The sequence below is a fragment of the Micromonospora sp. H61 genome, assembly GCF_018070325.1.
GTDB lineage: Bacteria > Actinomycetota > Actinomycetes > Mycobacteriales > Micromonosporaceae > Micromonospora > Micromonospora salmantinae.
Window position 1 is genome coordinate 91529 of sequence record NZ_JAGPXY010000004.1, and the last position, 25949, is coordinate 117477.

A 25949-nucleotide genomic window follows, 5' to 3' on the forward strand; every position below is an offset into this window, starting at 1 on the left:
AGGCCGACGCCGGGCCTTGGCGAGCCAGACATCTGATGTGTTTCGGGAAGGTTACTCCGAGGCCACAGAATAGGCAACGGTCGATCGATGGGTGGACACCCCGCCCCTCTGGCCGGTCAGCGAGACGAATGGACGGGTGCGCAGCGGCGGACCGACGCGGCACAGCACACCAATCCGCCAGAATCACGCCGACGACCACCAACCCAGATGGACATACATCAGATGTACGTGAGCAGGTGGGATCGACGCGCCCGGCGCCCGTACGCAATCGGGTTGTTCTCTGCCGGCCCGCGGGTGACCATGGGCGGCATGGCGGGAGCTCGGGGGTGAGATCGCCTCTTCAAGGTGGACTACCGCCCGGCGGCGCGGTGGTGGTCGGGGCCGTCGTGGAGATCGCCTGCGACGAGTCGGGATTCTCGGGTACGAACCTGCTGCACTCGACAGCCCCGGTGATCACGCACGCGAGCGTCGACCTGGCCGTTCACGAGGCGGTCGCGCTCATCACCGCCCTGCGGTCCGGGTTCCGGTTCGCACCGCACGAGCTCAAGTCCGGTCGGTTCCTGCGCGGCTCGGGTGCGCAGGAGGCACTGGAGTGGTTCCTGGCGGCGCTGGCCGGCCGCGCGCACGTCCACCTCATCGACAAGGAGTTCTTCCTCGTCACCCGGATCGTGGACTTCCTGCTGACCGAGCCGTCGTACGCGGCGGGCACCCGCCTGGCTCGCGAGCACCATCCGGCGGCTCTCGCCCTGCACGAGGCCGGACGCTCGGCCGGAGGTGACTGGGCCGTCTTCCTGTCGGCGTTCGTCGATCTGGTCCGGATGAAGCGGCGGCTTCCGGTCGACCAGACCGTGCAGCGGTTCTTCCAGGCCCGCGACGCGCTGCGGCGACACGGCCTCGGCACGGTGGCCGACGCCGTCCTCGACGGGCTCCGCCCGAGCCACGTGCGGGCCGTGGTGGCCAGGCTCGACGTCGACGACCGCACGGTCCCTCCCCCACTGGAACCGCTGCTGCCGGCGCTGGCGGAGACGGTCCTGTCCTGGAGCGGCGGCCAGCGGCAGGTGCTGGTGACCCACGACGAGCAGAGCGCGCTGACGGCCGACCGGTTGACCCGCCTCCAGCGGGTGTTGGCCGACGACGGCCACCCACCGTCGGCCGGCGTCAACCGGGCCGGGGCGTTGCCGAACGGGGTGTCACCCCTGGCCGGGCTGGTGATGGTCGACTCCCGCGACGATCCGCGCGTGCAGGTAGCGGATCTCCTCGCGGGAGTGGCCCGGCGGATGCCCGGCATCATCGACGACGCGCTCCGTCAGCCGCCGCCCGCTCCCCCGAGGTGACGGACAGCGGCCGAGTCACGACGCGGCACGGGCCCGGAGGGTTTGCGTGGTGGCCGAGTCAGCGGGAAAGAACGCCTCGACGGCCAACCCGGCGACTGTGACATCCCGCGGCGTACCGAAGAGGGTCGTGGTGCTGACGAAGGACAGCTCCTGGTCACCGTGCCGGTAGCGCAGCGGGACGAGAACACGTGAGAGGGCATCGTCTGGCGGTGTCGTGTCGACGTCGCGACCGGGATAGCCGCGAAGCTCCTCGTGCAGGTCGTACAGGATCGGGTCGTTGGTCGTCGCCGCCTGCTGGTGCAGCCGTTTCAGCAGGTGGGCGCGCCACTCGGGCAGGTTGACGATGCGCGGTGCCAGACCGTCGGGGTGCAGGCTGAGGCGCAGCACGTTGATCGGTGGGGTGAGCAGGTGGGGCTGTGCGTCCATGGTGAACAGGGCGACGGCAGGGTTGGCGTCGACGAGGTGCCAGTGCTGGTCCACGAGCAGCGCGGGGTACGGGCTGTGACCGTCGAGGATCTGCCGTACGGCGGCCCGTACCGGTGCCAGCTCGGGGTCGCTCAGTTCGTGGCGGGCGTAGGCGGGCGCGTAACCGCCGGCCAGCAGCATCGTGTTGCGCTCGGCCAGCGGCATCTCCAGGTGTTCGGCCAGCCGCAGGATGAGGTCGGGGCTCGGCCGGGATCGCCCGGTCTCGACGAAGCTCAGGTGCCGGGCCGACACTCCAGCCTCGATCGACAGGTCGAGCTGGCTCATTCCGCGAGTCCGGCGCCAGTCGCGCAGCAGCTCCCCCACTGGTCGCCCGTGCCGGGTCGAGATCGTCACTCACCGACCCTAATTCCGCACCGACAGCCGGGCCATTACCTGCGAGGTAATCGACAGCCCACCACGACAGCGGACATAGTCCTTCCGGCACGACCGGTCCGGTGCCGCGACGCGGCGGCCCACGCCGCGCGCCACCACCGCGACCGACGTCAGAAGACCAAACGCAAAGGCAGGCAATCATGACCGCGTACGCGCTCGCACACCTCCGGAAGGCGCCCGTCCACGCCGAGGTACTGACGTACCTGGAGCGAATCGACGCCACCCTCGCGCCTTTCGCGGGCCGGTTCATCGTCCACGGCGGCACCATCGACGTCCTGGAGGGCGACTGGCCCGGCGACGTGATCGTCATTGAGTTTCCCGACCTGAACCGGGCCCGCTCCTGGTACCAGTCCAGCGCCTATCAGGAGATCAAGCCCCTGCGGACGAGGCACCTCACCGGCGAGGTGATTCTCGTCGACGGAGTCGAGCCGGGCCACGACTCGTCGCAGATGGCCGCGACCATTCGCCGCGGCACCGATCGGTAGCACCTGACCTTCGCCCCCGCCGGGGCACGAGCGCCGTCCCGAAGAACCGGATGGCTCGCCGCCCGCAAGGCACCACGACTCAGGCCAGCCGCCCGTAGTCTCATCGGATGCAGGACATCCAGACGCACACCCTGGTCATTCCCGGCGTCGACCTGGTCTACGACGTCCGCGGCCCGCTACCTCCCACTGGCGCCCATCGTGCGCTGCTCATGATCGGCCAGCCGATGGCGGCGGAGGGATTCGTCCAGCTCGCCCCGCACTTCACGGACCGCACGGTCCTCACCTACGACCCGCGTGGTCTGGGCCGTAGCGTCCGCAAGGACGGTCGGTCCGACCACACGCCGCAGCAGCAGGCCGCCGACCTGCACGCGCTCCTTCAGGCGCTCGACGTCGGTCCGGTCGACGTGTTCGCCAGTAGCGGCGGCGCGGTGACCGCACTCGAACTGGTCGCCACCCACCCCGACGACGTCGCCACCCTGGTGGCGCACGAAGCGCCGATCAACGCCGTGCTCCCCGACGCCACGGCCGCCGAGCGCGCCCGAGCCGGCTTCTACGAGGCGTACCAGGCGAAGGGCTCGGGGGCGGGGATGGCCGCGTTCATCGCCATGACGTCCTGGCAGGGCGAGTTCACCGATGCCTACTTCGCCCAGCCCGCTCCCGACCCGGCGATGTTCGGCATGGCCGCCGACGACGACGGCAGCCGAGACGACCCGCTGCTGTCGCAAAGCTCGTGGGCGATCACCGACTACCGTCCCGACGCGAGCGTGCTCACCGCCGCGCCCACCCGGATCGTGGTCGCTGTCGGCGAGGAGTCGGCCGGCACGTACACCGCTCGCACCGCCCTGGGCCTTGCGGCGCTGCTCGGCCAGGAGGCCGTGGTGTTCCCGAGCCACCACGGCGGATTCCTCGGCGGCGAGTTCGGCTACGCGGGCAAGCCCGAGGAGTTCGCCGCGCGGCTGCGAGAGGTGCTGGACGCCGGCTGACGTCGGTGCCGGCCTCGCACCCGCGCTTCGGCATCGCTCACGGACGGACGGACCTGGCCACGATCGGTCTCAAGTGGCCGACCGGCCGTATGGTGGGACACGGAGACGACGATCCGCCGTCTTCGATCAAACGCCACCTGCGGCGGTCGAGGAGAACGAGATGACTGGTCTGGCGACCGTCGGCGCAGTCGTGGGTGTCCTGCTCGTCGGGCTTGTGGTCCTGGTCCGTAAGCCGACCAACACCCGGTCGGTGCTCAGATGGTCGGCCCTGGCGATCACCGCGCTGGTGGCCGGCGCGCTGGCTCCCTTCACCGTGGACGACTCGGGCGCCGCGGCCAGCTATCTGCTCGGCGTTCCCGTCGTCGCGGCGCTGCTGCCCGTTCTCGCGCAACGGGCCGGTCGGCTGGCCCTGGTCGTCGATCTGGTGGCCGCGCTCGTCCTCACCGGATGGGGTCTGCTGCTCGGGCTGGGCATCGGTGTCGCGTTCCTGCCAGCGGTGATACTCCTGATAGCGAGCGCCGCAGGCACCTGGGCGCCGCGACCGTCCACCACGTGACCCGGTGACTCGCTGTCAGCCGTCCGGGGTGAACAGCCCCTGAACGCCGACGGCGATCGCGATGAGGCCAAAAATCGCGAGCAAGAGCCGGACGCCGGTGGCACCGTCCGACTGCTCGTCGCGGGGCGTCGACCGTCCGGTCAACCGGCCCCACAGCAGGGCGAGCCCCACACCGATCCCCACCACCTCGAAGTGGAACACCCGGGGCCCGGACACCAGGTGGACGATGAGGTAATAACCGCCGGTCACCAGGGCCACGAGGCCGACCACCCACGCGATCGGGGCGGCCCGACCGGCGAGGCGGCCGAGGTCGTCGCCGACCCGCGGCAGCAGCCGCAGCACCGCAACGGCGAGCAGGAAGCCACCGACGATGTTGGCGAGGTCGAGCAGCAGAGCCATAATCACGGGAGTCTCCGTCGATCGGGTGATCAGCCGGTGGGAGCGTACCCACGGACCCGGTCGGTTGAAACGGTCCGGACGACACGCCCCCACGACGGAGTTCGGGCTGGATCGCTCACCCCCTCAGCGTGCGCAGCGCCACACCAGCGGCCGATACGCCTGGTTCTCGTAGACGGCCCCGACCACCGTCAGACCGTCGTCGCTGATCCCCTCGGCCGTGTACGTGCCCGCCTCTGTCGCCCGGACCTCCGGTCGGCCCGGCAACCGGCGGGAGGTGCCGTCCGGGGCCACGACCAGCGGCGCGCCGTCGGCGACCAGCACGTCACCATTGCCGGCGATGCCGCTCGCTCCCGGGAAGGGCAACAGGCTCACCGCCCCGGTGGCGAGATTCCACCGCACCGGCAGCATCTGCACGGCGCCGCTTCGTCGGTCGCCGGGAACGGTGCCGATCGCCCATTCGCCCCGCGCCGAGTCGACCGACGCCCGCGGGTAGCCGTCGGGCACTGCCAGCGCCGCCCCGACGCCCTGCGGCGTCCACCGGTAGGGCCGTTCGCCCACGGTGCCGACGATCGTGCCGTCCTCGGTGATCCCGGTCGCGGACGACCCCCGCTGGCCGACCAGCCGGTGCTTCTCGGGGTGGTCCGTCGACCACCGCACGGCCTGGTGCGAGTCGTCGGACCTGCGGGCGGTGCCGACGATGTCGCCCCGGGCGTTGACGGCGTGCACGAGCACCGCGTCGTAGCCGGGCGGGGTGGCCAGGAAACGCAGCTTCCCGTCCCGGTACAGCCAACCGGTGCCGTCGCCGTTGGTGCCGACCACATCGCCACGGGTGTTGACAGCGGCCGCGTGCCGCGCGGCCGCCGGCAGGACGACCGGCCGGCCGTCGGTCCACAGCACCACCCGTCCGTCCTCGTGCCCGGTGCCGATGTCGCCGACGATGTGCCGTCCGGTGGGATCGACAATGTTGGCCACCGCGACCGGACCGCCGACCGGCTGCGGCAACCACGACGCCTGGCAGGTGACCGGCGGGCGGGGGGCGGCCGACCCGGTCTCCGCCGGTGACACCGCGAGCGCCGGCGTGGTGGGAGCCGGCGGGCTGGTGGTCCCGCCAACCTGGACGGCGCCCACGACACCGACCCCGGCCAGCACCGTCAGCGCGGCGATCCCGCCTACTCGGCGACGCTGGCGGCTCCGCCGGCCGTCGCGGACCGCCCGGCTCAGGTCGACCCGCGGCTCCGGTACCGGCGCCGACCGCAGCAGCTCGGCGATCCGCTGCTCGTCCACCGTGGTCATCTCGGACTCCTCACTGACATCTCGGCGACGTCGAGCACCTGGCGGACGGCCGCCAACGCCCGAGCCGTCTGCGACTTCACGTTGCCTTCGGAGCAGCCCATCGCGGCGGCCGTGTCGGTCAACGACAGGTCGCACAGGAACCGCAGGACCAGCACGGTGCGCTGGCCACGCGGGAGGCGGGCGAGCGCGGCGAGCAGGCTGTCCCGCTCGGCCACGTCGTCGTGCGGCGTGACCGGCGAGCGCTCCGGCGCCGGCGCCGACCCCAGCAGGCGAACCTTCGCCCAGCTCAACCGCTTCTCATCGACGAGCTTTTGCACCAGCATCCGATGTACGTACGCGTCGACGTTGTCGGCCCGGCTGACCCGGCGCCAGTTCACGTAGAGCGCCGTGACCGTCTGCTGCACCACGTCGTCGGCCAGATGGGCGTCGCCGCACATCAGGAACGCGGTCCGATGCAGGCTCGGCAGTCGCGCGGAGACGTACTCCACGAACTCACCCTCGGCATCCACCATCGAGGCTCCCTCCTCCGCAAGCTCGACGGGACCGGACGACCATCAGGTTGCGTCCCCGTCGAAGAACGCTCGAAAGCCCTGCCGCTCGGCCGGGCCGGGGGGGTGTCCCGCCCGGCCCCGGCGGCGGCGGACAGATCAGCCTCGAGTCACCACTGATGTGTCCACTGTGGTCGTACCGGAAGGATTCTCGGAGACCGTTATGGCATTGACCAGTGTCGTTGCGTTTGGTGTCCTCGTCCCGCTCGGAATGAACGGCGAAAGATTGCTGCGGGTGGCCCGCTCATAACCTAGGCTCCCGAATACCCACCTCGACGGCCCGCCCTCATGCCGTGCCAGCCACCGACCTCGCACGCCGGCCATCGCAACCCTCGACGCCGATTGGAGTATTCGATGACCTGGCGTCCAACCATTGCCGTACTGGCCGGCCTGTGCCTTGCGGTCAGCGCCACCCCACTGCCCGCCGGTGCCGCCGCCGACGCTGCGCAGGTCAGCGCTCACGTCGCGCTGGCCGGTCCGCCCGGCGCACCGCCCGGGGCCTGCCCGACGGGGGCCAGTTACGGCCCACCGCTGCCGGCCAGCACCGTGACGGCCCCGCGAATCCAGGGCGGGTTCACGTTCCTCGAAGGGCCGGTCTGGGTCGCCGACGGCGGCTACCTGCTGATGTCCGACATGACCGCCGGCACCGGGCCGTACAACGTCCAGCCGTCGACGATCCGCCGGTTCACCCCGACGGGAAGCTTCGACACGTTCATCGCCGACGCCGGCAGCAACGGCCTGGCACTCAGCGCCGACGGCCAGCAGCTCGTCGCCGCCACCCACGACCAGCGGAACGTGTCCGCGTACCGGTTGAGCGACCGGGCCCGCAGCACCGTCGCGCCGAACCACCAGGGCCGGGCGTTCAACTCGCCGAACGACGTCGCGGTCCGTTCCGACGGCGTCGTCTACTTCACCGACCCCAACTTCCAGCGCGGCAACCGCCCGGACCAGATGAGCGGGCGTACCAGTGTCTTCCGCGTCTCCAACGGGCAGGTGTCGCTGGTCGACGACCGGTTGCGCCAACCCAACGGCATCTCGCTCTCGCCGGACGGGACCGCACTGTACGTGGGCGCCTACTCCGAGAACAAGATTTACAAGTACGCGGTCCAGCCCGACGGCAGCATCGGCGCCCGCAGCGTCTTCGTGAACTACATCGGCGGCCCGGACGGCGGCACGATCGACTGCGCCGGCAACGTGTACTGGACCTCGGGCGGGGACTCCCTGGTCCACGTCTACTCCCCCGCGGGCACCCAGCTCGGCACGATCCGCTCCGGCAACTCCGGCACGACCAACGTGGCATTCGGCGGCCCCGACCGGCAGACCCTCTTCGTCACGTCGGGCCGGTGGGGCGACTCCGGGCTGTACAGCGTGCGACTCAACATCCCCGGATATCCGTACTGACCGACTGTTTGATGGCGCGCCGCTTTCGTCGTAGCCCGACGAGGCGGCGCGCTATCCGGCGGTCGCGGCGATGAACACCACCGCCCCGACCACCACCAGCGCGGCGCCCAGGAAGGTCTGCCGGCGGGCCCGGCGCAACGCCTCCCTGACCTGCCAGGCGTGCGCCGTGGCGAGCAGCCAGCGCAGGTACGGGTCGGTCCGGGCGATGTTGCGGCGCGCGGTGGCGAGCCCTGCCCGGAGGGCGGCCCGCTCCTGCGGCGGGGCCGTCGACAGGCGGCAGGTGATCTCCGCAGCGATCCGGCGATGACGCAGCAGGCCGTCGACGTCACCGGCGTACCCGCCGAAGTGGTACCAGGGCTCGGCTTCCAGCCGCTCGCGCAGGCCGCGCAGCTGCGGCCCGGTGAGCGTCGCCGGCGTGGTCATCGGCGGGACGAGCACCTCGCTGGTCCGCCAGATCGCCCCGGCCACGCCGAGCAGCGTCACCAGTAGACCGCCGCCCGCCCACGCCGCGTGGGCCCAGTCGGTGACCTTGCCGGCGGCGATCAGCGGGCCACCGCCGAGCAGCAGCGCGCCCACCGCGCCGGCCGAGGAGATGATCCATCGTGCCGCCGCCCGACTGTCCGCGACCGAGTCCAACGGGGACGGCAACGCGTCCAACCCCGCGCCGCCCGTCGGCGATTCCCCGGTCATCGGCTGTCGTCGCGGAAGACGACACCCAGCGGGCCGTTCTCGTCGTCGGGCAGATCGGTGTACGGCATCCAGCGCTGGCCGTCGTAGAACTCCAGCTCGCCGCTGTCGTTGATCCGCACGGCGTTGACCTGCACAAGCTCCTCAGGATCGTCAGCCATGGATACAGTATCGGTCAGCCCGGCAATCCATCCCGGCGTCGGGTCGTCCGCCGGGCGACCGCAGGGGGCCTTCGTGATCCGGTTGACAGTCAGCGCGACCGACGTGGTCCTAGCCGTCCGCGGCGACCGGCGCCGACACCCGGTGGGCCCCGCCGATCAACGCACCGCCGACCTGCTCTGGCGACTGCGCGGCGGCCCCTCGGTGGAGCTGTCGTACCAGGTCGGCGTCGCGCTCGGCCGCCGCTTCCTCGACGCCCTCGGCCCGGCCCTGCGCGCTGAACTGACCCGCCCCGGCCGGCACCGGCTCGGCATCGAGGTCGCCGACCCGGCCCTGGCCGACCTGCCCTGGGAGACCCTGGTACTGCCCGGCGAGGAACTGCCGCTGGCGCTGCACCCCGACGTCGACGTCTGCCGGACCGGCCCTGACACACCGGCACCCACGGTCCGGGTGGACGGCCCACTGCGGTTGCTCGCGGCGATCGCGAGCCCGGACGACTCGACCCAGCCGCTGCTGGACCACGAGCGGGAACTCGGTCGGATCCTCGGCGCTGTGGAACCCGGGCATCGGCACGGGGTGCGGGTGCGCGTCCTGGAGTGGGGCAGCGCCGCCGCGATCAGGGCCGCCCTCGCCGAGGAGCCGTTCCACGTCCTGCACGTCTCCAGTCACGCGCGCCCCGGCGCGCTGCTGCTGGAGACCCCCACCGGCGCGGAGGACCGCGTGGACGCCGCGCGGTTCCTGGCCGAGGTGCTGCCGCCGGGCCGGACCGTACCGTTGATCGTGCTGGCCGGCTGCTCCACCGCGCGACAGGATCAACGGGAGCTGCCCGGGCTGGCCGGCGCTCTGCTGACCCACGGCGCGCCGGCGGTGTTGGCGATGAACGGGACGGTCAGCGACGGGTACACCATCGAGTTCTGCGCTCGGCTCTACGAGCGGTTGGCCGCCCGCAGCGAGCCGGAGCTGTTGGCGGAGGTCTCCGCCGTACGCCGCGAGCTGGCCCCGACCTCCGCCGAGTGGTGGATGCCGACGCTGTTCCTGGCCGACCCCGGGCTGCGGCTGGCCGGTGGACGAGGCGGCGCTGCCGTCGCCGTGCCGCCCGGCCAGTCGATCGTCGGGGACGGCGTGGTGCGCGCACCCACGGACTTCGTTGGCCGCCGGGAGATCCTGCGTCGGCTGTCGCGAGGAAAGCTTCGGGTGCTCGTCCACGGCATCGGCGGGATCGGCAAGACGAGTCTCGCCGCCGAACTCGCGCGGCGGTTCCGCGATGTGTGTGGCATCGTCGTGGCGACCCACGGGGACGCCACAGTCGACGGGATCCTCGACGAGCTGCGCCGCCAGGTGGAGAGCCGGTGCGCGGCAGCGGCCCCGGACGACCCGCTGCGGCGATGGCTCGTCGCTCTCGCCGCGCCGGGCCAGGACTGGCGGCGACGGTTGGACTCGATCGGCGCCGGCGGCCCGCCGCTGCTGCTCGTCCTCGACAACGCCGAGGACGCCCTGGACACCGAGCACCGGTTGGCCGACACGGACCTGGCGGCGTTCCTCGCCGCCTGGGCGTCCCACCACGAGCTGGTCGTGACCAGCCGGCACCCGTTCCCGGTCGCCGGTCTGGAAACCTGTCACCTCGGTCCGCTCACCTGGCAGGAGACCCGCAAGCTGCTCTGGCGGCTGCCAGGCGTGGGCCAACTGGCGCCGGCGGAACAACAACGGATGTGGCACCGGCTGGGTGGTCACCCACGCGCGCTGGAATACCTCGACGGCCTGCTGCGCGGCGGCAACGCCCGATCCGACGAGGTGGCCGGCCGACTGGCCGCGGTCGGTGGCGGCCGGGACGCCGGGCCGGCGGAGGTTGGCACGCCGCTGGCCGAGGCCGGCGCGCTGGCCGCCGAGGATGTGCTGCTGCCCCGGCTGCTCGCCGGTCTGGAGGCCGTCCCGGCGGCCCGTCGGTTGCTGCTCGGCGCGGCGGTGTACCGCACCCCGGTCGACCGGACCGGCCTCGCCTGGCAGCTCGCCGACCCGACGGACGGCGACGCCCCACCACCGGAACCGGCGGGGCTGGACGAGTCGGTCCAGACGCTGTCGCAGCTGGGACTGCTCGCCCCGGTGACCGGGGGTCACCTGGTGCACCGGTGGACGGCGGCGAGCCTGCTGCGGATCGCCGGCAGCGACGCGGTGGTCGACGCGCACCGCCGGGCGGGCCGTTACTGGGGCTGGCGGGCCCGGTCCAGCACCGACCAGCACGACTTCATCCGCCGGGTCGTCGAGGCGCGGTACCACCACCTGGCCGCAGGTGACACCGACGAGGTCGTCACCTACTCCGAACTGGCCTGTCAGGAGTTGCACGCGGCCGGGCACTGGGCCTGGGAGGAGAAGATCTGGCGGGAGCTGCTGCCGATGGCGTCGCCGGGCTCGGCGCGCGGGGCGAGCTTCCTCAAGGGACTCGGCGACGTGCACCTCAGCCGGGGCGAATACCCGCAGGCGACGCAGCGCTACGAGGCGGCGCTGGCCGTCTACCGGGATCTCGGCGACGACAGCGGGGTCGGCAAACTCCTGCACCAGTTGGGCCTGGTCGCCGACAACCGGGGTGACCGGGTGACCGCGGACCGGTTGTTCCAGGATGCCTTGACGATCCTGAGCCGGCTCGACGACCGCTCGGCGGTCTCCCGGACCCTGCACCAGCTCGCCGGCATCGCCCGCGGCAACGGCGACGCCGAGCTGGCCATGTCGCGGTACCTGGAGGAGCTGGCGATCGCCCGGGACCTCGACGACCTGGAGGGGATCGCGGCGAGCCACCACCAGATCGGCGTACTCGCCTTCGAGGCCCGCGACCTCGTGAAGGCGGAGCAGTGCATCCAGGTGGCGATCAGCTCCTACGGACGGTTGGGCGTCCGGGTCCAGCAGGGCAGCGGGCTGGTGATGCTCGGGCGGATCGCCCTCGCCCAGTTCGCGTACGAGACCGCCGAGGAGCGGATCCGCGCCGCCCTGAAGATCTTCGAGGAGGTCGGCAGCAACGGTCACATCGCGGAGTGCTCGCTGCTGCTCGGTCACCTCTCGCGCGACCTCGACGACCTCGAATTCGCCGAGAGCTGCTTCGCCCGCGCGCGGACGATCGTCGCGGCCCTCGACGAGGACCCGCTCCTGCGCCGCTGCGACGAACTGCTCGGCGGCGTCCGAACCGTCCTCGGCCGGGCTGCCGAGGCGGTGCCGCACACCCTGAACGCGATCGGCGGGGACGACCAGCCGCCGTTCCAGGCAGCCCTGGAATGGCTGGCCGTGCAGCGCCTGGAACTGGGCGCGCGAGCCTTCTCCGCCCTGCTGGCCCGACACCTCGACCGGCGGCAGGCGGCGCAGCGGGCCGAGTGGGTCGAGGCGTACCTGCGGTTCCGGTTCGACGTTTCCCACCCGACGCCGCTCGGCAGTGGGTACGTCCTGCTCGCCATCGCCGCCGCCCAGGCGGGTGAGTTCGGCACCGCCCGGATGTGCCTGCTGCGAGCGTTGCCGATCTGCGCCGCCGCCGGCCACCAGGCGGGGGTCGCCAAGTGCCACGAGGACCTTGGCCGGGTGGGCCTGGAGACCCGCCGGCTGGCCGAGGCCCGGTCCCGCTACGAGCAGGCGTTGGAGGTCTACCGCGTGCTGCGCCACGAGCCCAACCAGGCCATCGTCCTGCACCAGCTCGGCCGGGTCTGTGAGGAGCAGGAGGACCTAGCCGGTGCGGATGGGTTCTACCGCCGCTCCATCGCGATCAAGAAGCGGCTCGGGAACCTGTCGGGCGTCTCCAACAGCACCTTCCACCTCGGCCGGGTGGCTGGGCTGCGCGGCGACCAGGCGCTGGCCGAGCGGTGCTACCGGACCTGCCTGCGGATCGACCGCGAGCAGGGCAACTGGGAGGAGGTGGCACTGGACCAGGTGGCGATCGGGCAGCTGCGCGTCGAGCAGGGCCACCCGGCGGAGGGCATCCCGCTGATCGTCGAGGCACTGAGCATCGACCGGCAGATCGGGTCGACGAACGCGGCGCTCGACCTCAACGCGCTGCGCGAACTGCGGGCCGGGCTCGGCGACGAGGCGTTCACGGCCATCCTCACCGACACCGTCGGCCCGGCCCACGCCGTCGAGGTGCTCGACCTGATCGCGGTGCTACCGACCACGGCCGAGCCGACCTGACCCACCCGTACACTTGGTTGATGGCGAACCGCCCGCGGCACCGGGGTCGATAGACCGATGAGGGCGTCGACCGCAGACACCGTCACCTGGTTTGGTGGCCAGGGCCCGGGGGTCCCCCGATGAGAGGCCGCTACGACAACCTGACCCGCACCCGTGCTCTCGACCCGGAGCGCGACTACCTGGTCATCTACCAGACCATGCTGCGCTATGAGTTTCCGTGGGACATGAAACTCGGGCTCAACCTCGCCTTCAACCGGTCGTTCTCCATCCCCGCCATTGCCGCCGTGCACACCGCCACTGGCGAGCTGACCGAACGCACCCAGAAGCGGATCGACGACACCGGCCTGCTGATGTACGAGATGGTGCTCAACGGCTTCGAACAGCCCCGGGGCCGCGACGCGTTGCGGCGCGTCAACCAGATCCACCGCCGGTACGACATCAGCAACGACGACTTCCGCTACGTCCTCGGCTGCCTGGTCGTGATCCCCACCCGATGGTTGCAGGAGTACGGCTGGCGCCCGCCCTGCTGCCACGAACGTCACGCCACATACCTGTTCTATCGGGAACTCGGCCGACGGATGGGCATCACCGACATTCCCGGGTCTTACGACGAGTTCGAGACCTGGTTCGACGCGCACGACGCAGCTCACCTTCAGCCCAACGACGACGCGGCGGCCATCGAACGCGCCACCCGCATGCTGATGCTCACCCGGATCCCCCCGATGCTCGCCCCACTGGGAAACGCGCTGGTCAGCGCCCTTTACGACGCGCCGCTGCGGCGTGCAACGCGGGTCGACACGCCGGGCTGGCCGGTCCGGGCGGGGCTGCACCTGGCGTTGAGGACGCGCTCGCGGTTGCAGCGGCGGTTCGGGGCGCCACGGACGACCGCGTTGTTCGCCGACGGCATCAAAGCCAAGAGCTACCCCGACGGGTACGAGATCAGCCAGCTCGGCCCGCACCAGGACCGCGTGCGGGAGTAGCACGTCGTCGTGCTGGCGTCGCCGGCCCAGCTGGGTGCCGGACCCGGTGCTGCCGTGCGAGGTCACCGCGGAGAACCGGCGCGCGAGTGGGGCCGGTCCGCCGACTGTCCGTTGGGGGCAATCGGCGGACCGGCTCTCAGCGCACGTCGGTGGTGGTCCAGCGTGGGGAGGTGTTGGTCACCCGGACGGTGTCACCGACCAGCGTGGTCACCGCCTGGGCATCCCGCCGCGCGCTGGTCCCGACCCACAGCTCGAGGTCGCCGGGCTCCACCACGCGGGTGAACGTACGGTCGGAGAAGGCCAGACGGGTGGTGGGCACCGTCAGCTCGACCGTGACGGACTGGCCCGGTTCCAGACGGACTCGCCGGTAGCCGAGCAGCTGCGCCACCGGTCGGGTCACCGAGGCGACCACGTCACGACCGTAGAGCTGGACCACGTCGTCGCCGACGACCGCGCCGGTGTTCGTCACCCGCACGGTCACCCCTACCGCCCCATCGGTGGGCGTCGTGCCGGGCACGGTGAGCTCGCTGTACGCGAACGTCGTGTAGGACAGGCCGTGGCCGAACGACGCCACGGGCGTCGCCGGCAGGTTGGTCCCCGCGTTGCCCGCACCGAGGGTGGGGTGCAGGTAGGAGTACGGCTGCGCGCCGGCCGACCCGGGCAGGGTGACCGGCAGCCGGCCCGACGGGTTGACCCGCCCGGAGAGCACCCCCGCGATCGCCCCGGCGCCCTCCTCGCCCGGGAAGAACGCCTGCACCACCGCCGCGCAGCGCGGGAGCGCCCAGCCGACCGCGTACGGCCGACCGGTGACCAGCACGAGGACGACCGGTGTGCCGGTTGCCAACACCGACTCGACCAGTTCGCGCTGGACGCCGGGCAACTCCAGGTCGTCCCGGTCGCAGCCTTCGCCGACCGTGCCGCGTCCGAAGAGGCCGGCGTGGTCGCCGACGACCAGGACGGCCACGTCCGCGGCGGAGGCCGTGGCGACGGCCTCGTCGAAGCCGGAACGGTCGTCGGTGTCCACGTCGCAGCCGCGTGCCCAGGTGACGAGATCGCCGCCGAACTCGGCCCGCACGGCGTCGAGCACGGTGGGGACCTCGATGCCGGTCTCCGCGCCGGGGTGCTGGACGAGGACGTGGTTGAGGAATGAGTAGCACCCGAAGAGCGCGCTCTGCCGGTCGGCGTTCGGGCCGATGAGGGCCACCCGTTGCCCGGCGGGCAGCGGCAGCACGTCCCGGTTGGCGACCAGTACGACCGATTCTTCGGCAAGCCGGCGGGCGATCGACCGGTGCTCGGGCGAGTCGAGGTCGATCGCCTGGGGCGGCTCGTCGTCGAAGGTCGCGTCGAGCAGACCCAGGTCCAGCTTCTGGCGCAGTACCCGCAGCACCGCGCGGTCGATGAGCGCCTCGTCGAGCTTGCCCTCCAGCACCGACTCCCGCAGGGTCAGATAGGCGTCGCCGGTCGGCAGTTCGACGTCGAGGCCGGCGCTCAACGCCTGCCCGGCGGCGTCCGCGTGATCGCTCGCCACGTGGTGCAGCAGGTTCAGGAACGCGACCCCGTAGTAGTCGGCCACCACCGTGCCGTCGAAGCCCCACTGGTCCCGCAGGATACCGGTCAGCATGGTCGGGTCGGCGGCGACCGGCACCCCGTCGATCTCGGTGTACGAGTGCATGACGCTGCGCGCGTCGCCGTCGATGATCGCCATCTCGAACGGGGGGAGCAGTACGTCGGCCAGTTCCCGGCGGCCGATGTGCACCGGCCCGAAGTTGCGCCCGGCGCGCGAGGCGGAGTAGCCGGCGAAGTGCTTGAGGGTGGCGTGCACCCCCTGCGACTGCAGACCACGCACGTACGACGTGCCGATGGTGCCGACCAGGTACGGGTCTTCGGCGATGCATTCGTCGACCCGACCCCAGCGGGGGTCGCGGATCACGTCGAGCACCGGAGAGAGCCCCTGGTGCACGCCCAGGGTCCGCATCGAGGCGCCGATCGCCGCGGCCATCTCGGTGACCAGTTCGGGGTCGAACGCGGCACCCCAGGCCAGCGGGGTGGGGAAGGTGGCCGCCTTCCACGCGGACAGCCCGGTGAGGCACTCCTCGTGAACGATCGCCGGGATGCCGAGCCGGGTCCCGGTGACCAGGTCGCGCTGGAACTTCCACAACCAGGCCGCGTGTTCGGCCGCGTCCACGGGGCGGGTGCCGTAGGTGCGGGTGAGGTGACCGAGCCCGTGCCGGGAGAAGTCGTCGAGCGTGACGGCCACGCCGAACTCTCCCTGCATCGGTGCGACCGCCTCGCCGTCCTCCTTTTCCCAGAAGCCGACGAGCTGGGCGATCTTCTCCTCGATCGTCATCCGGCCGAGGAGATCGCGTACGCGGGCCTCGCCGTCTTGCCCGTCCGGTCGTCCGTGCTCCGGCCCTGCCTGAGCCGGTGCCGGGCTGCCCACCACCGCGTGGACCTCAGTCATGCTGTGCCTTCCTGTGGTTGTGCTCGTACCGCTGCCGCTCAGCCCTTGACCGCACCCTGCAGACCACCGACGATCTGCTTCTCCGCGAGCGTGAAGAAGAGCAGTGCCGGCAGCATCGCCAGCGAGGTGAAGGCGAGGACGCCTGCCGTGTCGGTGGTGTACTGGCTGGAGAAGTTCTGCACGCCCAGCGGCAGGGTGTGCAGGTTGACGTCGCTGAGCACGAGCAGCGGCAGCAGGAACGAGTTCCAGCTCGCCACGAACGCCAGGACGCCAACTGTGACGAGCGCGGGCCGCGACAGCGGCATCGCGACGCGCCAGAGGAAGCCGAGCCGACTCGCACCATCGATGGCGGCGGCGTCCTCCAACTCTCTCGGGATGGCCGAGAGGAAGGGACGCAGGATCACGATCGTCAGTGGCAGTGAGAAGGCGACCTGCGGCAGGATCACCGCGTAGTAGGAGTTGATCAGGTTCAGGTCACGCAGCATGAGGTAGAGCGGCAGGATCGCCGCCCCGGCCGGAAACAGCAGGCCGAGGGTGAAGAAGGTGTAGAGCCCTTCCCGCCCGCGGAACCTGTAGCGGGCGAGCACGAACGCGGCGGCCAGTCCGAGCACCACCACGGCCAGCGTGGTGCCCAGGGCGATGACCGCGCTGTTGAACGCCTGTTGCCAGAAGTTGCTCTGGGTCAGCACCCTGGCGTAGTTGTCCCACACGAACGGGTCGGGCAGGCCGGCCGGGTCCGCGACGATCTGCGGGGTGGTGCGGAACCCGCCGATGACCACGTAGATGACCGGGGCGATCGACACCGCCGCGATCGCGAGGGCGAGCGCGTAGGTGAGCGGCGTGCCCCAGGAAACCTGACGGCGTCCGGTGGACGGGGGGAGAACCGAGTTCACGGCCATCGTCACTTCGCCCTTCCGGTGATGGCGCCCTCGATGTCGCGGCGGAGCAGGAACCGCTGGAACAGCAGCGCCGCCACGAAGGAGATGACGAACAGGATTACCGCCACGGCGTTGCCATAGCCCCACAGCCGGGCGAAGAACCCGTTGTCCACCATGTACGTCGCCATGGTGGCCGATGCGCCGAGGGACCGCACCGCGGGCACCGAGGTCACCCAGATCATGTCGAAGATCTGCAGCGAGCCGATCATGGACAGGAACATCCAGATCCGGATCGTCGGGCCGAGCAGCGGGATCGTGACGTGCCGTTGGATCTGCCACCAGCTCGCGCCGTCGATGGCCGCCGCCTCGGTCAGCTCGTCCGGCACATTGGACAGTCCGGCGAGGAGCAGAATGATGGCGAAGCCGACGTATTTCCAGGTGAGGATGGCCAGCAGGGTCCAGATGACCACATCCAGGTCCGCCAGCCAGGCTTGCACCAGGCCGCCCATTCCGAGGGACCGCAGCAGCGCGTCGACGGTGCCTTCGTCGGTCAGCAACAGCTTCCACATGATGCCGACGGTGACCTCGGCCAGCACGTACGGCACGAACACCAGCAGGCGGAACACGGCCCGCCCACGGAAGCGACGGTTGAGCAGCAGGGCGACGCCCAGGGCGATCGGGCCCTGGATCAGCAGCGACCCGAACACGATGATCGCGTTGTTGCGCAACGCGTCGAGGAAGATCGGGTCCTGGAAGGCGAGGGTGTAGTTCCGCAGACCGACGAACTCGGTGGGAGGGCCGACCCCGCGCCACCGGAACAGGCTGTAGTAGACCGCGAAGCCCATCGGCACCAGCACGAACATCACGTAGATCAGAACGGCCGGCGTGGTGAGCCCGATGATCTCGTACCACTTACGGCGGTTGTCGGCGCGGCGGGCATACGGATCTGGTTGGCGGAGGTCACTTGCTTGCGGCCGCCTTCATTGCCGAGACGACCTTCTCAGGCGTCCCGTTGCCGGCGAAGATGGCGACGATCGCGTCGTTCATCGCGTTGCCGACCGTGCTGCCGTACGCCGTGTCCAGCCAGAGCTGGACGTAGCTCGCCCCGGAGGTGGCCTCCAGGATGGACTTCAGCGCGGGGTCCTTCACGGCGTCCGCCGCGCCCTTGGCGACAGGCAGGCCGGTGCCGGTCTCGGCGTAGCCCTTCTGCACCTCGGGGCTCACGATGTACTTGAGGAACTCGACGCACTCCGCCGGGGCGTTCTTGGCGCAGGAGAACCCGTCGCCACCGCCGAGAGCCGCCTTCGGGTCGCCCGGGGAACCGGAGATCGCCGGCACCGGGAACCAGCCGAGGAACGACGCGAGCTTCGCCTTGTCCGTGGTGACGGTGTCCAGCGTGCCGCGGTTCCAGTCACCCATGAGCTCCATCGCGGCCTTGCCGTTGGCGAGCATGCCGTTGGCGCTGGTCGGGTCGTTCTGGCCCGGCGTGGCGATGAAGTTGGGCTGGAACGGCTTGGTGTCGATGAACGCCTTCAGATCCTGGCCGGCCTTCACGAAGCACGGATCGTCGAAGTTCTTCTCCGCGGAGGCCTTCTTGAGGGCGTCGACCGAGCAGGCGCGCAGCGCCATGTTGTACCACCAGTGCGCGGCCGGCCACTTGTCACCGGCACCCACGGCGATCGGAATGACGTTGATCGCCTTGAGCTTGGTGACCGCGGTGTTGAGCTCCTCGAAGGTGGTCGGCGGAGCCGCGATGCCCGCCCTGGCGAACATTTCCTTGTTGTACCAGATGCCCTCGATGCCCATCCGGAACGGCAGGCCGTACTGCTTGCCCTTGACCTGCCAGATCTCCGCGGCGCTGCCGATGTCGCCGACCTCGGTCTTGGTCTGGTCGGTGATCTCCTTGAGGTAGTCGGCCTCCACCTGCTCGCTCATCTCGCCGCCGCCCCAGGCCTGGAAGATGTCCGGCGGGTCGCTGCTCAGCAGCGCGGCAGGGAGCCGGGTGCGCTGGAGCTGGTTCGTCTCGATCGCCTCGATCTCGATCTTGACGGTGGGGTGAAGTGCGGAGAAGTCCTTGGCGACCTTCTCCCAGTAGGTCTTGCCGGGCCCATCCTGTGAGGCGTTGTGCCACCAGCTCAGGGTCACCGGGTCCTTGTACAGCTCGCTCTGAGGGGCCGCCTCTTCGCCGCCGCCGGAACACCCGGCGAGGACGACAACACTTGTCATTAACAGTGCCAGGACGGCACTCGCACGCCGCTTCGTTGCCATCGATGTCTCCTCGACTAGTCAGTCGCGGTACTCGGCCTGCGGCGAAGTTTTACAGTCATGTAACTTGATGTCAATCGGTATCGATAACGTTTTCGAGTCGCTGACGACGGGCCCCCGGCGGGGCCCTATCATCATCGACGTGGTGTTTCAGCAGCGCGTCAAGATGTCGGATGTGGCACGTACTGCCGGCGTCTCGGTCGCGACCGTGTCGAAGGTCGTCAACGGCCGCTACGGCGTGGCCCAGGCAACCGTGGAACGCGTCCAGCAGGTCATCCACGAGCTCGGCTACGAGGCGAGCCTGGGGGCGCAGAGCCTGCGCAGCCACCGCACCAACGTGCTCGGCATCCTGGTCGCCGAGTTCGAGCCGTTCTCGACCGAACTGCTCAAGGGGGCGTCGCAGGAGGTCGCCGGGAGCGGATACCAACTGCTTGCCTACTCCAGCGGGGACGGCGAGGGCGCCGCCGTGGGGTGGGAGCGGCGCTCGCTCGCCCGGCTCTCCGGCACACTCATCGACGGCGCCGTGATCGTCACGCCGACAGTGGTCGAGACCGAACACAGCTTCCACGTCGTGGCCGTCGACCCACACACCGGGCCGTCCGACCTGCCCACCGTCGATTCGGACAACTTCGCCGGCGCGGTGCTGGCGACCAACTACCTGCTGTCCCTCGGCCACACGCGGATCGGGCACATCAGTGGACGCACCGACCTGAAGTCCGCGCAGCTGCGCGAGGCCGGCTTCCGCAGCGCGATGGCCGAGGCCGGCGTGCCGGTGGACGAGCGGCTCGTGCGCGTCGGCGGGTTCCGGATCGAGAGCGCCGCCGGCACGGCCGCGGAGCTGCTCGCCCTCACCGACCGGCCGAGCGCGATCTTCGCGGGTAACGACCTCTCCGCAATCTCCACGATGACCGTGGCCCGCGACATGGGCCTGTCGGTGCCCGACGACCTGTCGGTGATCGGCTTTGACAACGTGCCGGAGTCGGCGCTGGTCAACCCGCCGCTGACGACCATCATGCAGCCGCTGCAACGGATGGGCGCCGAGGCGTTGCGCCTGCTCGTCGACCTGATCGCCGGCGTGGAACGCGACACCCACATCCGGCTCCCCACCGAGATGGTCATCCGTTCCTCCTGCCGCCCGCTGCACTGACGCCCGGGCCAGCCACCGCAGGACCCGGCCGTCGCCGTGGCACGTGGGCGCACGCGACAGGGTGGCAGAACGTGAATCTCACCTAAGTCGACAATTCCTCCCCTATGTTCGGTGCGCAGGACGCAGCCGAACCGGGGAGAGACGTGGACAGCTATCCGGCGATCGAGGATCACGGGCTCATCGGCGACCTGCAGACCGCCGCGCTGGTGACGTGCGACGGGACGGTCGACTGGTTCTGCGCGCCGCGGTTCGACTCGCCGAGCATCTTCGCCGCCCTGCTCGACAAGGAGAAGGGGGGCTACTTCCAGATCGCGCCGCACGACGTGCGGTACGTGACCAAGCAGCTCTACCTGCCCGGCACACCCATCCTGATCACCCGGTTCATCAGCGCCGACGGGGTGGCCGAGGTGACGGACTTCATGCCGGTCACCGGCGAGCGGGCCACCGACGCGCACCGGCTGGTCCGCACCGTCACCATGGTCCGCGGCAGCATGCGCTTCCGGGTGGAGTGCCGGCCGCGGTTCGACTACGCCCGCGAAGAGCATCAGCTTGAGCGCCACCACAACGGTTACGTCTTCCGCAGCCGGTCGGCGACGCTGACGTTCAACCCGGTCGACCCCGTGCGGCGGTTGATCTCCGAACAGGGTGACGTCCACCTTGAGGGCGGCGACCTGGTCGCGTACGGCACGCTGAACGAGGGCGACACCGGCGGAGTGGTCCTGGAGACGGGCGGCGCCGAACCGCGCATCTTCGCGCCGGAAGAGATCCAGGGCATGTTCGAGTGGACCCGGGACTACTGGCGGCGCTGGCTCGAACGTTCCCGCTACACCGGCCGCTGGCGGGAGATGGTCGAGCGCTCGGCCATCACGCTCAAACTCATGACGTACGCGCCGACCGGCGCGATGATCGCCGCACCCACCACCGCGCTGCCCGAACTGGTCGGCGGAACCCGCAACTGGGACTACCGCTACACCTGGGTACGCGACACGTCGTTCTCGGTGCACGCGCTGCTCGGCCTCGGCTTCACCGAGGAGGTCAGCCAGTACATGAACTGGCTGGACGAGCGGATCCGCGAGGCCGGCGACCACCAGGACCCGCTGAAGATCATGTACCGGGTGGACGGCTCCTCCGACCTGCACGAGGAGGTGCTGGACCACCTGGAGGGCTACCGGGGCTCCCGGCCGGTGCGGATCGGCAACGGCGCCGCCGACCAGCTCCAGCTCGACATCCACGGCGAGGCCCTCTACGCCATGCACCTCGCCGACGAGCAGGGCATCCGCGTCTCGCACCAGGTGTGGAAGAGCACCGTCCGGCTGGTCGACTGGCTCTGCCACAACTGGGACCAACCCGACGCCGGCATCTGGGAGAGCCGCCACCACCCCCGCAACTACACCTTCGGTCGGGTGATGTCCTGGGTCGCGCTGGACCGGGCCATCCGGCTGGCCACCCGCACCGGCCGCCCCGGGGACATGACCTGCTGGACCGAGCAGCGCAACCGCATCTACAACCAGGTCATGGAGCGCGGATACGACCGGGCCCGCGGCACCTTCGTGCAGGCGTACGACGAGAACGTGCTGGACGCGGCGCTGCTCGCCATGCCGGCGGTCGGTTTCGTCACGCCGAGCGACCCTCTGTGGCAGTCCACCCTGCAGGCGATCGAGCGCGAGCTGGTCTCCGACAGCCTGGTCCACCGGTACGACCCGGTCCACTCCCCCGACGGACTCCCGGGCCACGAGGGAACCTTCAACATGTGCACCTTCTGGTACGTCGAGGCGCTGGCCCGTGCCGGCCGCCTCGACGACGCCCGACTCACGTTCGAGAAGATGTTCACCTTCAGCAACCACCTCGGCCTCTATGCCGAGGAGATCGCCGTGACCGGGGAGCAGATCGGCAACTATCCCCAGGCGTTCAGCCACCTCTCATTGATCAACTCAGCGCTGACGCTCAACGACCTGCTCGACACCGAGGCCGAGGCCCGCCGCCGCCGGTAGCACCAGCATGTTCCGGTCAGCCGCCGTCGGCGCCGAGCCGACGGCGGGAAGGACTTGACGCACCCCCGCCCATCGCGCATGGTCGATATGCATCGACCATCTCGAATGTATTGACGCTGGAGGAACCGATGAAGGCATTCGTCACCACCATCTCGGTTGCGACAGCGCTGCTCCTGGCCACGGGCGGCGCATCCCACGGCCAGCCAGCGGCCGACCCGCCCTGCACCGGGCAGATCCACCCGAACCCGGGGTTCGAGGGCGGCACCGCCGGCTGGACGGCCGGCCCCCGCATCGTCGTGCTCGGCGACGCGACCCGGCCCGCCCACACCGGCCGCGCGTACGCCACCTTCGCCGGGCTGGACGTGACGCGTGCCGACCTGCTGCGCACCACCGTCACAGTGCCGGCCAACTGCGACCTGACGGTCCGCTTCTGGGTGCGGACCACCACCACGGAGACCAGCCGCGGCGACTACCTGAACGTCGGACTGGCCGTCACCGGGATACCCCCGAAGACGAGGTTCTCGCTGGCCTTCGACGGCGGGGCGCAGTGGCGGCAGTACGTCATGTCGAGCGGAACCGCCGCAACCGAACGCACCGCGACGGTCAGCTTCCTCTCCAGCGAGACGGCCGGCAACGGCGCCACCGCCTTCGACGTCGACGACGCGTCCTTCACGTTGAGCTGACCTACGCGGGACAGCCCTCACCGCCCTTGATGCGACAGTCGACTCCGCCCGGGGTCCGGCTGATAACACCCACCCCCCGGCCGGAGGCCGAAGAGCAACTCCCTGCTCGGAAAGCACCCGCAGAACAGAAGAAGACTCGACTGTCAATAAGAAAATGGCACTGGTGAGGCCACAAGCAACCCCGGAACTGCAAGGCATTGAGATGCCGATCTCTGCCGGCGGATTTCCTGGTCGTTGAGGGGAACCAACTCTATGCTTGCCGCCGAATGCGCTGCGGCTCATCCGGGCCGAGGGTTACCCCGATACAAGGATTCGCGAATGCACCAGAAGTCTGCCCTGAGCAACGGCACCGCTGGCGTCGGCGAAGTAGCACCTGACGGCCAACTGCCGGCCTCTACCGCAGAGGGTGCGGCGCGCCGATCCGCGGTCGCCGAGGAACAGGCATTTCTGGACCTGGCCACCGCCCGGCGCGACAGGCTGGCCGATCACCTACAGGTCGAGCTTTCGTCAGAGCCCCTGGACGCGTTGGAGCGGGCCCGGCAGCGCATGCTCCGCCAGCAGTACGACGAGCTACGGCGCGCAGAGGAAGGGCTGGTCTTCGGCCGCCTCGACGGCCTCGACGGCACAGTGCGCCACGTGGGCCGTATCGGTCTCCGTGACGACGGAGAGGGCAGTGAGCCACTGCTGGTGGACTGGCGCGCTCCGGCAGCTCGGCCGTTCTACACCGCGACGGCTGTCGACCCCCAGGGTCAGGCACGGCGCCGGCACATCCGTACGACGGGATCGGCCGTCGTCGGGGTGGACGACGAGCCACTGGACGGGAGCGCAACGTCGGAACTCGTCGGCGAGGGCGCTCTCCTGGCCGCCCTCGACCAGCGCCGCACCGGTCACATGTCGACGGCGATCTCCACCCTGCAACGCGAACAGGACGACATCATCCGGGCCGCGGCGACCGGCCCGCTGATCGTCCAGGGCGGTCCCGGCACGGGCAAGACGGTGGTTGCCCTGCACCGCGTCGCGTACCTGCTGTTCACCCACCGAAAGATGGCCGACCAGGCGGTCCTGGTCCTGGGCCCCTCACCGCGGTTCCTCCAGTACATCGCCCAGGTGCTGCCGGCGCTCGGTGAGACCGCCGTCGTCTCGGCGACCTGCGACACCCTGCTGGCCGACATCCACGTGGGCCGCGACGAGAGCCGACTTCTCGCCGAGATCAAGGGCCGCGCCCTCTGGCAGCCCACGCTCGAAGGCTACGTCGCGTCGCTGCTCCCCCGACCGCGCGAGCTGAAGCTGCGCTGGGAGGGCGATTTCTACGTCATTCCAGCCCCGACTGTGGCGCAGGCGTTCGCCTCGGCGGTGCAGGGACGCCCGTACCACCGTGCCCGCGCGGCGTTCGTCGAGCAGTTGCACCACCTCCTGGCCGATGTCGTCGCCGAGCAGCGCGAGGCGCTGATGGAGGAGATGGAGGAGGGCTTCGAGGACATCCTCGCCCGCGTCGACAAGAGCATGGCGAACGACCACTCCTCCACCCGGACGTCCACCGGCAGCGACATCGACGGGTTGCTGTCCGAGGAGGAAGTGGAGCAGCTTCGTTGTCGTATCGCCGAGAACGCCACCATCGCCCGGTTCATCGAGGCATGGTGGCCCACCCTCGACCCCGAAACCCTGCTGGGTGACCTCCTGACCGACCGCACCCTGCTGGCCAGGTTCGCCCCGCAGCTGTCCCCCGAGGAGATGACTGCCGTCGCCGCCGAGCCCACCCCATGGGCATCAAGCGACATCGCCCTGCTCGACGCCGTCGCCGACCTGCTCGGCGAGGTCGACACCCCGCAACCACAGGGCGAGTTCCTCGCCGAACGTGCTCGCCGCCAGCGCGGCTGGGTGTACGGCCACGTCGTCATCGACGAGGCGCAGGAACTGTCCGAGATGCAGTGGCAGATGGTCCTCCGGCGCTGTCCCAGTCGCTCCATCACCGCCGTCGGCGACATCGACCAGGCCGAGGCAGCCCACCGGCACACCAGTTGGGCGCAAGCGGTGCGGGCTGCCTTCGGAGACCGCTGGACCGCCGCGGAACTCACCATCTGCTACCGGACCCCGCGCGAGGTCATGGACCTCACCGAACCGGTCTTGAAGAAGGCTGGCAGCCGGAACACTCCGCCACGAGCGGTACGCTCCTCCGGCATCGCCCCCTGGGAGCGCACGATCACACACGCTGAGCTTGCCGGCACCGCCGTGGAGGCAGTGCGACAGTTACGGCAACGGTGGCGGGGCGGCACGGTCGGCGTCATCGCCCCCGCGGAGCGCATCGCCACACTCCAAGCCTTGCTGAGTGGTGTGCCAGTGCTCACCGCGACCCAGTCCAAGGGACTGGAATGGGACGCGACGCTCCTCATCGACCCTCAGGGCATCGCCGCCGAACCGCGCGGTTGGAACGGCCTCTACGTCGCGCTCACCCGATGCACCCAGGAACTCGGGCAGCTCACACTCACGCAGCAATCGGCACACCCATGACGGCTGTCGGATGCTGTTCGAGATGCGGGCTTTTCTGCTGAACCAGGAACGGTCGCTCACCTCCTGGCGAGCGTTCGAACAAGTCCGAACAGGCCGGTGAGCAGCCTGGACAAGCGCGCTCGTGTTCGGGACAGCCATCGGCGGTAGCGACCGCCTATTCAGCGCCCATACGGTG

21 protein-coding genes are annotated in these 25949 nt (G+C 70.4%); 11 read left to right on the forward strand and 10 right to left on the reverse strand.

Annotated features, from left to right (window positions below; all coding sequences use genetic code 11):
• The first annotated feature begins 326 nt into the window (after positions 1 to 326).
• Positions 327 to 1334, forward strand: coding sequence for a hypothetical protein (locus KBX08_RS04250; protein ID WP_247668848.1), 1008 nt, complete (start codon positions 327 to 329; stop codon positions 1332 to 1334).
• A 15-nt stretch (positions 1335 to 1349) separates the two neighbouring features.
• On the opposite strand, the gene KBX08_RS04255 is transcribed toward KBX08_RS04250, so the two are convergent.
• Positions 1350 to 2153 (reverse strand): helix-turn-helix domain-containing protein, encoded by an 804-nt coding sequence (locus KBX08_RS04255; protein ID WP_210781206.1) that lies wholly within the window; start codon positions 2151 to 2153, stop codon positions 1350 to 1352.
• Positions 2154 to 2332: 179 nt separating this feature from the next.
• Between KBX08_RS04255 and KBX08_RS04260 the strand changes: the two genes are divergently transcribed.
• From KBX08_RS04260 to KBX08_RS04270, 3 genes are all read left to right on the forward strand, one after another.
• Positions 2333 to 2677, forward strand: a complete 345-nt coding sequence (locus KBX08_RS04260; RefSeq protein ID WP_210781207.1) for a DUF1330 domain-containing protein — start codon at positions 2333 to 2335, stop codon at positions 2675 to 2677.
• 107 nt (positions 2678 to 2784) lie between these two features.
• A complete protein-coding gene (locus tag KBX08_RS04265) occupies positions 2785 to 3660 on the forward strand; it encodes an alpha/beta fold hydrolase (protein ID WP_210781209.1) in 876 nt (291 codons plus the stop codon).
• A 160-nt stretch (positions 3661 to 3820) separates the two neighbouring features.
• A complete protein-coding gene (locus KBX08_RS04270; protein ID WP_210781211.1) occupies positions 3821 to 4216 on the forward strand; it encodes a hypothetical protein in 396 nt (131 codons plus the stop codon).
• A gap of 15 nt (positions 4217 to 4231) precedes the next feature.
• Here KBX08_RS04270 and KBX08_RS04275 read toward each other — a convergent pair whose 3' ends face one another.
• The 3 genes from KBX08_RS04275 to KBX08_RS04285 form a co-directional block, all read right to left on the reverse strand.
• Positions 4232 to 4615, reverse strand: a complete 384-nt coding sequence (locus KBX08_RS04275; RefSeq protein WP_238689410.1) for a hypothetical protein — start codon at positions 4613 to 4615, stop codon at positions 4232 to 4234.
• 123 nt (positions 4616 to 4738) lie between these two features.
• Positions 4739 to 5908 (reverse strand): hypothetical protein, encoded by a 1170-nt coding sequence (locus tag KBX08_RS04280; protein ID WP_210781213.1) that lies wholly within the window; start codon positions 5906 to 5908, stop codon positions 4739 to 4741.
• Positions 5905 to 6420 carry a SigE family RNA polymerase sigma factor gene (locus tag KBX08_RS04285; RefSeq protein ID WP_210781214.1) on the reverse strand — a complete coding sequence of 172 codons (516 nt, stop codon included), beginning with the start codon at positions 6418 to 6420 and terminating at the stop codon, positions 5905 to 5907. The genes KBX08_RS04280 and KBX08_RS04285 overlap by 4 nt, the downstream gene beginning before the upstream one ends.
• A gap of 390 nt (positions 6421 to 6810) precedes the next feature.
• Between KBX08_RS04285 and KBX08_RS04290 the strand changes: the two genes are divergently transcribed.
• Positions 6811 to 7857, forward strand: coding sequence for an SMP-30/gluconolactonase/LRE family protein (locus KBX08_RS04290; RefSeq protein ID WP_210781215.1), 1047 nt, complete (start codon positions 6811 to 6813; stop codon positions 7855 to 7857).
• A 51-nt stretch (positions 7858 to 7908) separates the two neighbouring features.
• Here the strand turns inward: KBX08_RS04290 and KBX08_RS04295 are convergent, their stop codons facing one another.
• Positions 7909 to 8547, reverse strand: coding sequence for a hypothetical protein (locus KBX08_RS04295; RefSeq protein WP_210781217.1), 639 nt, complete (start codon positions 8545 to 8547; stop codon positions 7909 to 7911).
• Positions 8544 to 8705, reverse strand: coding sequence for a hypothetical protein (locus tag KBX08_RS04300; protein WP_210781218.1), 162 nt, complete (start codon positions 8703 to 8705; stop codon positions 8544 to 8546). The genes KBX08_RS04295 and KBX08_RS04300 overlap by 4 nt, the downstream gene beginning before the upstream one ends.
• On the opposite strand from KBX08_RS04300, the gene KBX08_RS04305 reads away from it, so the two are divergent.
• Positions 8704 to 12861 carry a tetratricopeptide repeat protein gene (locus KBX08_RS04305; RefSeq protein WP_210781220.1) on the forward strand — a complete coding sequence of 1386 codons (4158 nt, stop codon included), beginning with the start codon at positions 8704 to 8706 and terminating at the stop codon, positions 12859 to 12861. The genes KBX08_RS04300 and KBX08_RS04305 overlap by 2 nt on opposite strands.
• A gap of 119 nt (positions 12862 to 12980) precedes the next feature.
• A complete protein-coding gene (locus KBX08_RS04310; RefSeq protein ID WP_210781222.1) occupies positions 12981 to 13841 on the forward strand; it encodes an oxygenase MpaB family protein in 861 nt (286 codons plus the stop codon).
• 136 nt (positions 13842 to 13977) lie between these two features.
• Here the strand turns inward: KBX08_RS04310 and KBX08_RS04315 are convergent, their stop codons facing one another.
• From KBX08_RS04315 to KBX08_RS04330, 4 genes are all read right to left on the reverse strand, one after another.
• Entirely contained in the window at positions 13978 to 16302 is a 2325-nt protein-coding gene (locus KBX08_RS04315; protein ID WP_210781223.1) for a glycoside hydrolase family 3 N-terminal domain-containing protein, read from the reverse strand.
• A 38-nt stretch (positions 16303 to 16340) separates the two neighbouring features.
• The gene (locus tag KBX08_RS04320) at positions 16341 to 17207 is read right to left on the reverse strand and encodes a carbohydrate ABC transporter permease (RefSeq protein ID WP_112584412.1); all 867 of its coding nucleotides are present in this window, start codon (positions 17205 to 17207) and stop codon (positions 16341 to 16343) included.
• Positions 17204 to 18043 (reverse strand): carbohydrate ABC transporter permease, encoded by an 840-nt coding sequence (locus KBX08_RS04325; RefSeq protein WP_247668849.1) that lies wholly within the window; start codon positions 18041 to 18043, stop codon positions 17204 to 17206. Before KBX08_RS04325 ends, KBX08_RS04320 begins: the two co-directional genes overlap by 4 nt.
• A gap of 97 nt (positions 18044 to 18140) precedes the next feature.
• Positions 18141 to 19448, reverse strand: a complete 1308-nt coding sequence (locus KBX08_RS04330) for an ABC transporter substrate-binding protein (protein ID WP_210781225.1) — start codon at positions 19446 to 19448, stop codon at positions 18141 to 18143.
• Between the two features lie 139 nt (positions 19449 to 19587).
• Between KBX08_RS04330 and KBX08_RS04335 the strand changes: the two genes are divergently transcribed.
• The 4 genes from KBX08_RS04335 to KBX08_RS04350 all read left to right on the forward strand — a co-directional run bounded on the left by KBX08_RS04335 (position 19588) and on the right by KBX08_RS04350 (position 25774).
• Positions 19588 to 20592, forward strand: a complete 1005-nt coding sequence (locus tag KBX08_RS04335) for a LacI family DNA-binding transcriptional regulator (protein ID WP_210781227.1) — start codon at positions 19588 to 19590, stop codon at positions 20590 to 20592.
• Positions 20593 to 20735: 143 nt separating this feature from the next.
• A complete protein-coding gene (locus KBX08_RS04340) occupies positions 20736 to 22583 on the forward strand; it encodes a glycoside hydrolase family 15 protein (RefSeq protein WP_210781229.1) in 1848 nt (615 codons plus the stop codon).
• A 128-nt stretch (positions 22584 to 22711) separates the two neighbouring features.
• Positions 22712 to 23266, forward strand: coding sequence for a hypothetical protein (locus tag KBX08_RS04345; protein ID WP_210781231.1), 555 nt, complete (start codon positions 22712 to 22714; stop codon positions 23264 to 23266).
• Positions 23267 to 23584: 318 nt separating this feature from the next.
• On the forward strand, positions 23585 to 25774 hold the full coding sequence (locus KBX08_RS04350) for a UvrD-helicase domain-containing protein (protein WP_210781233.1): 2190 nt from the start codon (positions 23585 to 23587) through the stop codon (positions 25772 to 25774).
• Positions 25775 to 25949 lie beyond the last annotated feature (175 nt).

What these genes read in the sequence shown, in the direction of transcription:
- KBX08_RS04260 (WP_210781207.1), top strand. Translation starts at nt 2,333, where the DNA reads ATGACCGCGTACGCGCTCGCACACCTCCGGAAGGCGCCCGTCCACGCC.
- KBX08_RS04265 (WP_210781209.1), top strand. Translation starts at nt 2,785, where the DNA reads ATGCAGGACATCCAGACGCACACCCTGGTCATTCCCGGCGTCGACCTG.
- KBX08_RS04270 (WP_210781211.1), top strand. Translation starts at nt 3,821, where the DNA reads ATGACTGGTCTGGCGACCGTCGGCGCAGTCGTGGGTGTCCTGCTCGTC.
- KBX08_RS04275 (WP_238689410.1), bottom strand. Translation starts at nt 4,615, where the DNA reads ATGGCTCTGCTGCTCGACCTCGCCAACATCGTCGGTGGCTTCCTGCTC.
- KBX08_RS04280 (WP_210781213.1), bottom strand. Translation starts at nt 5,908, where the DNA reads ATGACCACGGTGGACGAGCAGCGGATCGCCGAGCTGCTGCGGTCGGCG.
- KBX08_RS04285 (WP_210781214.1), bottom strand. Translation starts at nt 6,420, where the DNA reads ATGGTGGATGCCGAGGGTGAGTTCGTGGAGTACGTCTCCGCGCGACTG.
- KBX08_RS04290 (WP_210781215.1), top strand. Translation starts at nt 6,811, where the DNA reads ATGACCTGGCGTCCAACCATTGCCGTACTGGCCGGCCTGTGCCTTGCG.
- KBX08_RS04295 (WP_210781217.1), bottom strand. Translation starts at nt 8,547, where the DNA reads ATGACCGGGGAATCGCCGACGGGCGGCGCGGGGTTGGACGCGTTGCCG.
- KBX08_RS04305 (WP_210781220.1), top strand. Translation starts at nt 8,704, where the DNA reads ATGGATACAGTATCGGTCAGCCCGGCAATCCATCCCGGCGTCGGGTCG.
- KBX08_RS04300 (WP_210781218.1), bottom strand. Translation starts at nt 8,705, where the DNA reads ATGGCTGACGATCCTGAGGAGCTTGTGCAGGTCAACGCCGTGCGGATC.
- KBX08_RS04310 (WP_210781222.1), top strand. Translation starts at nt 12,981, where the DNA reads ATGAGAGGCCGCTACGACAACCTGACCCGCACCCGTGCTCTCGACCCG.
- KBX08_RS04315 (WP_210781223.1), bottom strand. Translation starts at nt 16,302, where the DNA reads ATGACTGAGGTCCACGCGGTGGTGGGCAGCCCGGCACCGGCTCAGGCA.
- KBX08_RS04325 (WP_247668849.1), bottom strand. Translation starts at nt 18,043, where the DNA reads ATGTTCGTGCTGGTGCCGATGGGCTTCGCGGTCTACTACAGCCTGTTC.
- KBX08_RS04330 (WP_210781225.1), bottom strand. Translation starts at nt 19,448, where the DNA reads ATGGCAACGAAGCGGCGTGCGAGTGCCGTCCTGGCACTGTTAATGACA.
- KBX08_RS04345 (WP_210781231.1), top strand. Translation starts at nt 22,712, where the DNA reads ATGAAGGCATTCGTCACCACCATCTCGGTTGCGACAGCGCTGCTCCTG.
- KBX08_RS04350 (WP_210781233.1), top strand. Translation starts at nt 23,585, where the DNA reads ATGCACCAGAAGTCTGCCCTGAGCAACGGCACCGCTGGCGTCGGCGAA.